The organism is Acetobacter sp. DsW_059, from assembly GCF_002153695.1.
In the GTDB taxonomy this organism is placed as follows: Bacteria; Pseudomonadota; Alphaproteobacteria; order Acetobacterales; family Acetobacteraceae; genus Acetobacter; species Acetobacter thailandicus.
On sequence record NZ_JOPI01000016.1, the window covers coordinates 107,445 to 120,063 of the forward strand.

At 46.2% G+C, this 12,619-nt stretch carries 9 protein-coding genes; 4 read left to right on the plus strand and 5 right to left on the minus strand.

Annotated features, from left to right (window positions below; all coding sequences use genetic code 11):
• Positions 1-13 precede the first annotated feature (13 nt).
• A complete protein-coding gene (locus HK25_RS04835) occupies positions 14-751 on the plus strand; it encodes a 1-acyl-sn-glycerol-3-phosphate acyltransferase (protein WP_086635491.1) in 738 nt (245 codons plus the stop codon).
• Between the two features lie 122 nt (positions 752-873).
• Here the strand turns inward: HK25_RS04835 and HK25_RS04840 are convergent, their stop codons facing one another.
• From HK25_RS04840 to HK25_RS04855, 4 genes are all read right to left on the minus strand, one after another.
• Complete coding sequence (locus HK25_RS04840) at positions 874-4,245, minus strand: glycosyltransferase (RefSeq protein WP_086635492.1); 3,372 nt, start codon at positions 4,243-4,245, stop codon at positions 874-876.
• A gap of 118 nt (positions 4,246-4,363) precedes the next feature.
• Complete coding sequence (locus tag HK25_RS04845) at positions 4,364-7,300, minus strand: glycosyltransferase (RefSeq protein WP_086635493.1); 2,937 nt, start codon at positions 7,298-7,300, stop codon at positions 4,364-4,366.
• Between the two features lie 114 nt (positions 7,301-7,414).
• Complete coding sequence (locus HK25_RS04850) at positions 7,415-8,431, minus strand: glycosyltransferase (RefSeq protein WP_086553625.1); 1,017 nt, start codon at positions 8,429-8,431, stop codon at positions 7,415-7,417.
• Positions 8,432-8,668: 237 nt separating this feature from the next.
• Positions 8,669-9,874, minus strand: coding sequence for an AI-2E family transporter (locus HK25_RS04855; RefSeq protein WP_233127702.1), 1,206 nt, complete (start codon positions 9,872-9,874; stop codon positions 8,669-8,671).
• Positions 9,875-10,091: 217 nt separating this feature from the next.
• Between HK25_RS04855 and HK25_RS04860 the strand changes: the two genes are divergently transcribed.
• The 3 genes from HK25_RS04860 (at position 10,092) to HK25_RS04870 (ending at position 12,030) form a co-directional block, all read left to right on the plus strand.
• Positions 10,092-10,331: a bacterioferritin-associated ferredoxin gene (locus HK25_RS04860; RefSeq protein WP_086635494.1), complete on the plus strand. Its 240-nt coding sequence runs from the start codon at positions 10,092-10,094 to the stop codon at positions 10,329-10,331.
• Between the two features lie 66 nt (positions 10,332-10,397).
• On the plus strand, positions 10,398-11,351 hold the full coding sequence (locus HK25_RS04865; protein WP_086635495.1) for an NAD(P)H-dependent glycerol-3-phosphate dehydrogenase: 954 nt from the start codon (positions 10,398-10,400) through the stop codon (positions 11,349-11,351).
• A gap of 139 nt (positions 11,352-11,490) precedes the next feature.
• Entirely contained in the window at positions 11,491-12,030 is a 540-nt protein-coding gene (locus HK25_RS04870) for a Dps family protein (protein ID WP_086553622.1), read from the plus strand.
• A gap of 102 nt (positions 12,031-12,132) precedes the next feature.
• Here HK25_RS04870 and HK25_RS04875 read toward each other — a convergent pair whose 3' ends face one another.
• Complete coding sequence (locus HK25_RS04875) at positions 12,133-12,531, minus strand: hypothetical protein (protein ID WP_173559731.1); 399 nt, start codon at positions 12,529-12,531, stop codon at positions 12,133-12,135.
• Positions 12,532-12,619: the final 88 nt, after the last annotated feature.

A 12,619-nucleotide genomic window follows, 5' to 3' on the forward strand; every position in this document is an offset into this window, starting at 1 on the left:
TTGGCCGCTCACCATGAAATTTGCAGATATCATTTTAATTCATATAAAATTTTTTCTTTCCCTGATCGTATTCGGATTACTTTTTATAATCATGGATGCCGGATCATTTTTGATTAATTTATTTTTGCCTGACACGCCATTCCGGCGCTGTCTGGGGCGTAAATGGCTGGCCATTATGTCAGGCGCAGGTGTTCGCTACCTCATTAAATCAAAGCTCTTTACATGCGATTTCGATGAAATAGAAAAAATTAAAAAAGAAAAAGACCTGATTATTATTTCCAACCATCCCTCCCGCATGGATGGTATGATTCTGGCCTCCTTACTACCCAATGCCATCGCAGTGACAAAAAGCTCTATATGGAAACGCTACGCCATGGGCATGACACTGCGCACGGCAGGCTACCTTGAAATTAAACCGTTAAATAAACTTTTCCCTGAAATTCAACGCTCATTCGACGAAAGCGCGCAACTTTTACTATTCCCGGAAGGAACGCGCTCTAAACCTGGTGAAAAAACAGGTACATTTCAGGGGGGCTTTGCCATCATAGCGCAGCGCACCGGCAAACCTGTTCAACCGGTTATTATTGAATCTGCCTCTCCATACCTCTCACAAGGCTGGCCGTTCTATAAGCTTCCACCAGTACCTATGGTATTTAAAGCACGGCTTGGCCCACGGCTTGAAGCTCCTGAACGGGGACCTGGCAACGTAACCAGCCTGGTAAGAACTGCTGAGAAAATTTTCACTTCATAAAAATAAAGCCAGGGACTGACATTTGTGCACCTGGCTTTGTTTTATTAAAATATTGAAGTCATAACCCCAAAAATCAGGGGAGATATTTCTCCACAGACCATGGCTGTGGAGAAATAATCAGCTCAGACCAGTTTCAGGCCTGCTGCTTCTGCATGTAAATGACTTTCAAAAATATGATGAATGTGATTTGTCACTTTCTCTGACAAATCACTATCACTTACTTTTTTCAAAATATTATTATCAAGAGTCAGCAGAATATTAAGCGGCTCTATACTTACAGAATCATTGATAACATTAAGTAAGCAAACGCGGTAATTACCACTGAAGTGCTGAGATAAACCTGTTTTAAAAGATATCTCTACAGAAAATCCTGCGCAGAGCGGTGAGTCTGAAAACAGTCCGCCTACATCACTTCTGGGGCTACGCTCCGTTCCAACAAAGAACATGCTTTCACTGTCTTCCGAAATGCAGGCCAGAAAAATCTGACCAGCAGCACGGGTATTATGCTGGAACGCCCATCCCTTCAGAATGAAATTATTTTTTGTAATTTCAGGAGCCGGACTACCGATAAGAGACGTGCATTCATCAATATAGTACTCGATGCCATTTGCACGAGTAATTTCAAGAGGACGCCTGTGATTCAGGTGCTTGAGCTTGATGCCTCTCAGCAGACTATCCTGATGAGAAATACGCTGGAAGTCAGCAATGACACGTTCAACAGATGATGGGCTCTGGATGATACGGTTAATTTTTGCACCTTCAACTTCAATCTGGAAAGCTGTCAGAGCAAAGCTGCCGCGGCCATTAATTACGTTCACCAGACCAATACGGAACGTACCTTCACACCACTTTCCACGCAGAGCCACCTGACCTGCAAAACCTGAACGACGAGGAGCATCAGGATAAATTGTCAGTACGTCAGGGCGTGACTCTCTGACACAGGGAATGAAAATAACAGGCTGATCTTCGCTGCCGATAAGAACAGTATACAGTGTACCGGTCGTCGTAACACGCGGGACCATATGCCAGCCACGAATATGAAATTCATAAGCCTTATCAAAGTCAGAAAGTTCACTCTCAGCAAAAACATGATGGCAGATATCATCAATATAATATTCTGCATCCTGAATAGCGAACCAGTCGGTTACAACTTCAGGCAACTCTACACTCAGATCACGCATTGTTGGCGGATCAAAGATATGACGAGGCGGAGCCTGCTTACGCCAGATCTCATGAGGCAGTAAATGAACCTGCCCTGCATCAATCTGCATTTCAGAGAAGCCAAGACGCTGAACCGGAGCAACATCCTGATAAATTTTATAAAGCTCACGACCATATTTTTCTGCATCAGGCCACAGCGCAGGCGTAATATTGCTCATAATCTTCTGGCGAAGTGTCTCAGATGCACGCAGAAGCTCAAGGCGGGCCAGAACAACGGAAGGACTATTAACAGGCACTTTAAAACCGTTTACGCCATTTTCAACACGATCATGAAGCGCACCGATATCGGTCACGATAGGGATAAGGCCATTCTGCCATGCTTCTGACAGCGAAATGCAGTAAGTCTCAGGCCATATACTCAGGTTAAGCGCAACATCCGCCACTTTCAGGGCATCTGTGCTACCCATCGAATACTGGCCGTGCACTGTAACATTCGGCGCCATCATACTATTCAGAACCTGCTGATATTCAGGATGAACAGCACCAAAAATATGAAAATGGAAATGATCCGGGTGAGCCAGTGCGATCAGATTAAGGATCGTATCGGCGCCTTTTGTGCGTAAAAAATTACCAACAATAGCGACACCCAGTTTACCATTCACAAGAGGGGCATAACTCTTGCGCGTTACAGGCAGTGTGCTCTGTGGTGAAGGGATACCCAGAATAGCGCATTTTTTTTCTTTAACAATCGGGTAAACTTCACTGACCAGATTGTAAGAATGCTCGGTTCCGAACAGCAGCAAATCAACAGAATGCAGCATAGTCGCGACAAAGGCACGTCGGGTCTGCTCGCCGCCATACTCAATATTCGACGAATTTTTAAGAATATTATCGTAAGCAACAACCGATTTTGTAAGCTCTTCATCATAAATGAAGCTCTGGTCGAGTAAATTATAACGCGACGAAATCAGCCAGAAATCATGAGCAGAGAAAACAACGCCGGCACCACAGGCTTTTGCAATAATGGGCAGCGACAGAGCATGGTGACCAAGATGCTGAAAATGCACAACGTCAAAATTATAATGACTGATAACATTAGAAAAAGCTGCTTCCTCAGGAGCATCGCACATGGCGTCTGTCCAGCCGACCTCAGGCACATCAAAGCGCTCAACCTCTTCACCACTGGACGTCAGAAGGCGACAGCATCCGTCACGTCTGAGCCAGTAATAAAAATCAACCTCACGCCCAAGCAAAGTACACAATGTTTCCTGGTATACTTCCACACCGCCCCAGGCTGCCTCATATTTGGTCGAATGAGTACACATCAGCACACGAAGAGGACGCACTTTCTTCGCTTCAATAACAGCAGCTGCCGGACGCTTATATAAATTAGCGCCGGTTACATCCATAATTTTATTGATACGGTTTTCATAAAGATGCTTTTCCATAACAGATTTTTTAGCAGCCTGAGCCGCTCTGTTACGTAACGTGCTGTTATTAAGAAAACCATCAATCGCCGCAATGACACCACCAGTATGACGCGCCAGGGCAATACCTTTAACGTCGTCAAAATATTTACTATCCATTGCTTCAGGCGCTTCAATAACCTGAGCGGTACCAGCTAAAGCAAGTTCATAAAATCTTGGCCCGGGAGCTGTCGCCTGGCTGGTGTCACCATGACTGGCATAATCACGGAACATAGTCAGAGTCACAGCACTGACATTGGCAAAATCGACAAAAGCCTCGTGACTGACAGAACGCTGAATAGCGAGCTCTGCAAGGTCGGATGACAAAGGTGGCAGGTACTCATTGCCTGGACAAATCAGCTTCAGGCGTGCATCAGGGAACGCTGCGATAATATGACGCAGAGTTTTAACGCGGTTTGGCCACATCGTCCCCGCAAAGAAAATATCATACTCAAGCTCATCAGCTTTTTTAATCTTACGATCATGCAGCGAGCGTGAAGCAGCCAGCGGTAAATAATGCCCTTTATTCCCGTAAGCCTCAGCACAGGACGGATCATTTGTGAAAATATAATCAAACAAACCCGCATTGGCGACATTGAAGTCCTTCATAAAAGGATCTTCAAACGTCCACAAAATCATAGTCTTAAAGGCAGGCCGAACACGTTGCAAAAGGGCCATATTGATACGCTGCCCGTCAATACAGAGCAGTGTATCATGCTCACCTGCCGCAGCCAGTGCGCCGAGGTTATGATTATCGGCAACCACGACGTGCTCTTTACCCAGCAGCTCGACTGCTGCCCGCTGCACAGCAAGGGTCAGATAAGCATTCGGATTGTTTGTATAGTTCGTATTATAAATAACGGCCATCTGTCCCTCTTGACCCCTGCTCACGCTTTTTTACTGTCACTCACCGCGCTACGATCATTGCCGGTTACTTCACAGTAAAAAAAACATATTTACACACCATGATGTCTTACAAACGTAGTCACATCATTATTATTTTCTCAATAGCGTTAATATAGGCCTGCGGCTGATTTTCCCGGGCGATACGCTCAAGCGCATTATGCTGTATTTCTCCCCACAGATCTGACGTTGTATAAAGCTTTACAATAGCCTCTGCAAACGAAGACGCATTCATATGATCACAGGCCAGCATATCAGTGCCATCCTGCCAGCCAACCTGCTCACGCAAAATATCTGACGCAACAATTGGCAGGCCATGAGCTGCTGCCTCATGAATTTTATAGGGTATACCACCTGCAAAACGTGTTGGTGCAACAAAAACACGATGTGCATTATAAACTGGTGCGAGTGCATCAACCCGACCAAGCACCCTTACGCGCGGATGGGGTAATAACGCAGCAAGATCAATATCTGCGCCACAAAAACCACAAACATCAAATGTCACATCATCAGGCAACCTGCCATCAAGCAAAGGCAGAACCTGCGTTACAAACCAGATAAGCGAATCTAAATTCGGAGAATCTTTGTCGTGTACAGCACCTACAAACAAAAGATTCTTCCGCGCATCATAGCCAGGAGCAGAACGATCAGGAGACTGCAGATGCCCCAGAACGGTGACATCCTGCATCCCCAGCCTGCGCAGGGTCGCCGCATCGCGTTCATTCACCGCAACAAACTTCTGCGCAACACCTGCAGAACGAAACTCCTGCCTCAGCATTTCATCCAGACTATGCTGTGCCTGCTCACCACGCAGAGCCGCCTTTTGCTGCTCACGCCCCGCGGCGACAGCTTCTGTGTCGAGAATAACCTTACAGCCCGGCATAACACCGGCAACATCAGCCAGAACCGGTGCAACACGCTCCGCATTATGAGTACGCGCAACCCATATGGCATCATAATAACCAGGACGACTTTTCAGAAAATCTGTAAGATCATCTATCCCTTTATTCCACATAATTTCTGCACGATCTGGGAACCCGGAATAGACATCATCTCCCTCACCGGTATTTCTAAATACCGGATACACAGTAACATGACATCCCAGACAATTCGTTAATACCGTAATAATGTCATTTGAACGGGTAAAACCCGAACCCAGATGCCGGAAAGGCAAATAATCTTCAACAAACAACACACGCTTAAGCGAAGGATATGCTGAGCGCGCATAAAGAAGCTGCCCGTCATGCCGCGGCAGACGCTGCTCTATATAATCGCTGTTTTTTTCGATAAAACGCTGCTGATTAATGAGCATGAGCTGGTTGCTGCCACTGGACCCCGACGTACCATACTCATAATGTATAACGGTAACGCCCGGGTCATATACGACATCAAAACCCATTTTATTAATACGAACACACAGATCGGTATCTTCAAAATAAGCCGGGGCATAATCAGCATCAAACCCACCCAGCTCTTTAAGAATATTCGTACGTACAAGCAGGAAAGCGCCTGAGCAAAAATCAACAGAACGAACATAATTCGCCTCAGGAACATCAGGCAGCTGATCGCGAAGATAACCCGATGCCGCACCTCTTTGCCAGATGATACACCCGGCCTCCTGTAACAGACCGTTCGTGCGAATGATCTTTGCACCAACCGCACCAGCCTCAGGCTCTTTTACAAATCGGGCCAGCGCTGTTTCCAGCGCTAGAGGCATCAGCTCCAGATCATTATTGAGGTATAGCACATAGTCTGCTTTAACCTTATCCAGCGCTGCGTTACAGCCTGCCAGAAAACCAACATTGCCTACAGTTCTGATAATATCCAGCCCATTTACATAGCGCTCGATATGCTTGACCTCATCAGAGGAGCCAGAATCAACCAGGATAACCTGAATGCGCCCATCATAATTATCACGTAGTGACGCAAGCGTTGTCATAGTCATGGCAAAATTATTATAAGCCACGATAATAACGCTGACCTCAGGATTTTCACACGAAAAATCAATTTTTGAGCGCAAAAGTAACGGAAGCCGCAGGCGGCTCATACGCTGGTACACGTCTTTAGAAATACTCTCTATTTCTTCTTCAGTGTAACCTGACTGATCAATAATGCCATTGTTCATCACATAATAAACAAAAAAACTAGACTTTGCATATTTAGCGACTTCAGTCTTAACTTTGGTATTTTCTGCATAAACCCGCAACGACAGCTCAGGCTCAGGCTGGCGCAGTTCATATTGCCCATATTTGGCAAAATGCTCGTAGCCGTTCCTGAAACCGCCATTTTGCACTGCACCGGCAATATCAACGTAGCAGCTCAGATAAAAATCTTCAGAAAAATACTGATTGGGATTATATTTCAAAGGGGTATCATTAGTAAGATAATGATGCAGAGGTCCCTGCCATAACACCCCGTCTTCGCAGACATCCGGATATGTTTTTACATACCAGTCCGGGTCAAAATACCAGGACATACGCTTCTGATACACGGCCGGCTCAGGCACAGACCGCAAAAGCGCAATATATGGCCCCTCTTCAATATCAATTTTAAAATCAGGATTTTCTGAAATAAACAATGACGGATCAAAAAACACAGAGGGAGAATTAAGCTGACGGCTCCCCTGATTTAAATAATGATCATAGCCATTACGAATATTATTCTCTCTTAATGTTTCGGGCGAAACATCGAGGTAGAGACGACGATAATACTCTTCATCAAACAACCAGTGCGGGCTGTGTGAAAGATTTCCCACCCGGACATAATGATCAAAACCTGAATGATACTCACCTGAAGCAACCAGCTCACGCACATCAGAATAACGTAGCAGATACCAGGATTCATCAAAAAATGGATTGGGAGAGTGCTTCAGGTCTCTCCCTTTTGTTTTATAAAACTCTTCGATCTCGCCATCCTGAGATAACTCGAAAAAAGACAATACCGAGTGGTACTGTTTCTTATACCACTCACCATCAAAAGCGGCCCAGTCTATTTTACGCTTTAGCTTTAATAATGACATTTCAAAATCCGAACTTTATAACCCGACACATCGAAAATACTACAAAAAAGCAACCAGTTACAAACGACAAAAGATATGACGGATTTTAAGTTACGAACCCTCTGACCGCCTTCATCAGAGCACTATCAGCTTCAGATCCTCAAGAATTTTCACAACCTCACGAATACGATTACCATAAGTATGCTGCTCCAGGGTTCTCTTCTGCGCCAGTTTTGTCGCCTGCAAGCGTTTTTCCGGTGCGGCAAGATACTCACTGATCAGACGATCAAAATCCCGCTTATTCGAGAAGGACGGAATTTCACTGGCCGGGTAATACCGGCGAAGCTCATATGTATCTTCATGAAAAATCTGAAACGCACCAGCTGCGGCTGCCTCAAACGTACGGGGCCCCGGCGTTGAGGGAGAAATCATGAAGCGTTTATTTTCAAAGTGCAGCGAACGCCCAAGATTAAGCACTATCCGCGAATGCTGATAAAGCTCAACCAGCTGTTTTTTATCAATACGATCATCAGAGAAGCCAATACCGAACTCATTCCAGCCTGGTCCGATGATACGAATATTCAGACGACGCAGAGACGGGAGAAGATTACGGACAATATCTTTACGGCTGGTAAAAGCGACACCACAAAAAAGAACATCAATGTGACGCTGCTCTTCACTTACGACTGGTGCATAATGCAGCTTGCGGCTCGCGGCGAGCGGCAGATGAAAAACCCGGTCACGCTGATAAAAATTATGCCCCCAGCGGTCACAGGAGAAAATAACGTCAAAATCGTCAGCTACGCGATAATTAGCGTCCTGCTCGTAGGGATCTTCTGTCGCCCAGAAAACAGTCGTCGCACCAATTTTTTTGGCCTCACGACATACTTCACCAAAATAAGTACTCTCAGGCAGATATGATCCAATAGCAAAAACAATCGTAGGCTTAAGAAATGCGATAGACTCAGCTGCACCACTAATATGAACAGCCGTCACATTTTCTTCACCAAAACACTCAACCCATCCGTCCATAATAGACTCACGAATTTGAGCATTTGCCTGAGACTCATACCGTCCGCCACTACACACCAGAACGCGCTGATTGTTCCATACCTGCGCTACAGTTGCGTTTTCCTCTTGAGAAGCTGCCATAAAAGTATCCGTGCGTTAAAACCGTCCAGCCAGATTAATCTAACCGCCAACAATATGACAGGCACAGTCGCATGTCATATACAGGCTGTAAAGGACTTCTTCCCTTAGAAAAACAGCAAACAACGCAGCGAAGAAAAAATTAAAAATAAATTTTACTAAATAATTATAAAAACTTTAAATTTTTATATAAATCCAAAAACTGGCCTGTTAAAAAACCGACCAGCTCACCGTGCAGTTTCAATCAGCCAATAGTTCAGATTTACTCTTTTTTGCCAGCCCGCCCCCTGACGCTACACTCCATATAAAATATGCAACCGCAGTCAGTACCGGACCAATAAACAACCCTTTAATACCCCAGGTTTCAAGCCCTCCCAGAATACCCATCAGCACCCATACAAATGGCAGACGCACAGAGCCCCCTATCAGGACAGGCCGGACAAAATGATCCCCCATAAAAAGAATAAAAGAACCATACACAGCAACACAAATTGCCGAAATCATGCTCCCCTTTACAGCAATCAGCAGACAGCACACCAGCAGAGCAACTGACCCGACAATAGGTATCATTGAAGCCAGAGCGGTAAAAACTCCAAGCAGTACCGGCTGAGGTGCTCCCGCAACAAAATATGCGACACTTATAAGTGCCCCTTCGCCAAGACCAACAAGCACAAGACCTGCCATAGTACCGCGCACAGCGCTGACAATATAATAACAGACCATTCTGGCACGCACACCAAAAAGCCGCACGCCAAGCCGCTCACACCGCACAGCGACTTCATCGCCTGAACGAAGAAAGAAAAACTGAATAAGCAGGGCAAAACCCATGATAACGAGTATACTAACGAAACTATGCCCAAGTGACGCGGCTGGTTTCATCAGCTGATCGAATTTCAGGTGACCAAAAAGGTTACGCAGCTCTTCAGGTGATGCAAGATTTTGCTGCCACCACCCATGAGCAGCAGCAGCCCCCCAGGGCAAACGCTCCACCCAGACAGGCTCCGGCAATCCGTTCTGGATAATATCTTTAACCCAGGCAATACCCTTACCCGCCTCGTCTGTTAAAACGGAGACAAGCAGAATCATGGGCACGACAAAAATAAGCACGACACCAACAACACATGCAGCAGCCACGGCTGAACGACCATGGGAGGATGGCCACCGGCGCATAAGCCGCGATGCAACCGGCCAGCAAATGATGGCCAGTATCCCGCCCCACAGTAATGACAGGCAAAAACGCCCAAACGTGTAAAGGGTCAGCGCCGCAACAATAAAAGCCAGTACCCCCTGCATACGCAGATGAAAGCCTTTGACCTCATAGTTATGCCGCGAGGGAATATCACGGATTTTCACCTTACCCTCTTCACGCCCCTCATCAGCTTCGTCATTTTTAAAAAGTAATAATAAAAAATCAGTCATCGCCGTTTTTATTTTTTTAAAAGACAAAAATATCTCCTGTTTAATGAGCTTAATTTTGAAAAAATATTAAAAATTTTATTATTATTAACACGTCTATTTCTCATCATACATATTTTTCTACATTATAAACCTGCCTCGCAATAAGAACCTCATCTCACTGAAATTCATCAGAAAAAATTTTATTGCGAATAATTCTCATTCGTGTATAAAAAAATAAGTTTCTTCAGGAATCGGAACGATCACAATGATCATCTGCTCTTGCAACTCTCTTACGCACAAAGATGTCGAGCATGCTGTTGAATATGGTGCGACACATCCGCGCGATATCTATGCTGCCAGAGGCTGCAAAGCCAAATGCGGCAACTGCGTGCCTGGTGTCGTATGTATGCTGCGTGAGGCTCTTGTAAAAAAAAGCCAGACACCAGCATTGTTTTCGCATCTGAGCAACTGTGCTGAAACACCGGCAACAGCACTTACGGCCTGATACTTTCCTCTCAGCACTGTAATTCGGTTATTTGCCGGATTCATTACTTTCTGGCAAAGTCGTGTCATGACAAATATTACTGTTTTTGGGGCCGGTGCGTGGGGATGCGCTCTTGCTCTGCATATTCATAAAACCGGCGCAAATGTAAGATTATGGGCACGCAACCCGTCTGCCCGCCTGCCTTCGGGAGCCATGCCGCGACTACGTGACCACCCCTTGCCAGCAGACATCACAGTCTCTGACACATTCCCTGTCACAACCGACCTGAGCGTTGTTGTTATCCCCGTTCAGCACCTTGCATCTGTTTTGCCACTTCTGCCTCAGGCACCTGTCCTGCTATGCTGCAAAGGCATTGAGCAAACCACTCTGGACTTTCCACTTGAAATTCTGGCGCGGGTCAGACCAGACCTGAAAGGTGCCTTTCTTTCAGGGCCAAACTTTGCTCATGAAATTGCCGCAGGCCTGCCCGCCGCAGCTGTTATTGCTGCTACTCAGCATGAAACAGCACAACATATTGCCGAACTGATTTCATCACCCTTGTTTCGGCTATACACCAGCACTGACTGCACAGGGGTACAACTGGGCGGAGCAGCTAAAAACGTAATTGCTATTGCAGCAGGTGCCACCATGGGAGCTGGCCTGGGGGAAAATGCCCGGGCAGCTCTGATTACCAGGGGGCTCGCCGAAACCGGACGCCTGGCGACAGCACTTGGTGGACAGCCGGCCACCTTATCAGGTCTGGCTGGTATCGGAGACCTGCTCCTCACCTGCACAAGTCCGGCCTCACGAAATTACCGGATGGGTCTGGCTCTTGGACAGGGAAGCAAGAAAGAGGAAGCTCTTACCACACTTCCTGGCGTTGCCGAGGGTGTGACTACAGCCAGCGCTCTTCTCAGCATTGCCCGACGCCATAATGTGCATGTGCCCATTACTGAAACTATTGCGAGCTTCCTTTCCGGCAGCCTTACACTGGCGCAGGCACAGGATAAATTACTCAGCCGCCCACCCGGCTTTGAGTAAGATTTTTAATAACAATTTTATGTTTTTTTAAATAAAATAGAAAATACCTCTTTATTTTAAGTCCTGTTATTCACACATTATTATATGCGTCACGAATGATTTTCAGTGCATCAACATAGTACAGTAAGGATCAGGATTCATGACTAAAGCATCTTCAGAAGCTAAATCAGCTCACGTTAAAGAGTATCTTGGCACCCCGACAGATCTGCCAGCTAAGGCTGTTAAAGAAGTTGGTATCGGCCTGGGAGACCTGCTGGCTGACACATTTGCACTTTATATTAAGACGAAAAATTTTCACTGGCACATGAGTGGCCGTCAGTTTCGTGACTACCACCTCCTGCTCGATGAACAGAGCGACCAGATATTCGCAATGACGGATCCTCTGGCTGAACGCGCCCGCAAAATCGGAGAAACAACTCTGCACTCAATCGGCGAGATCAGCCGCCGTACAAAAATTGCAGATAATGATGCCCTCTACGTTACGCCTGAGGATATGCTGGCTGAGCTGCGCGAAGACAATCTTGCACTCACCACACATATGAGAAAAGTGCATGCACTGTGTGATGAAGCCGGCGATATTGCATCAGCCAGCCTGCTTGAAAACTGGATTGATGAGACAGAACGCCGCACGTGGTTTCTTTTTGAGGCAACCCGTCCTGCATTCGGAAAAAATAGCTGATACTTAATCAGCACATTACCTCACTGATAGCGGCCAGTTAATTTCTGGCTGCTATCAGCGTATTATGGCCCGATATTCCTCTTATAACAAAAAACTCAGGCCTTAATTAAGCTTCCTGTCATCAGGACGTCCTTCAACCCTGAGGCCATGATGGATTTGCAGGCCGCGTACCAGCTTCTCCGAATCATTCGGCGTTAAAACCAGCCCGACAGGCCCGTAAGCAGGGTGCTGAAATGCAAGGACTGATCCACCGGTTACTACTTCCGGCTGCAGTGCCCAGCGTGTTCTCGAAACAGCAGAAAAACGTGCCCCTTCAATGGGTGGTACGGCTTTATCCTTCAGCATCGTTTCACGTACGCGGCCAAGCACCTGAAGCAATGATGTTACCTGTTCAGCAGACAGCGCAACTTTAACTGCCTCAGCAGACTCATCATCAGAGGAGAGAGTCATCACCACGGATTCAAGATCATCCGCCAACGTCAGATCTACTTTTGACACCATAGCTTTTCTCCGCATAAAAAACATTCATACCAGAGCATGAATACCTGCAACAGTTTCCCTTACCTGATGCATTTATCTCACATATATA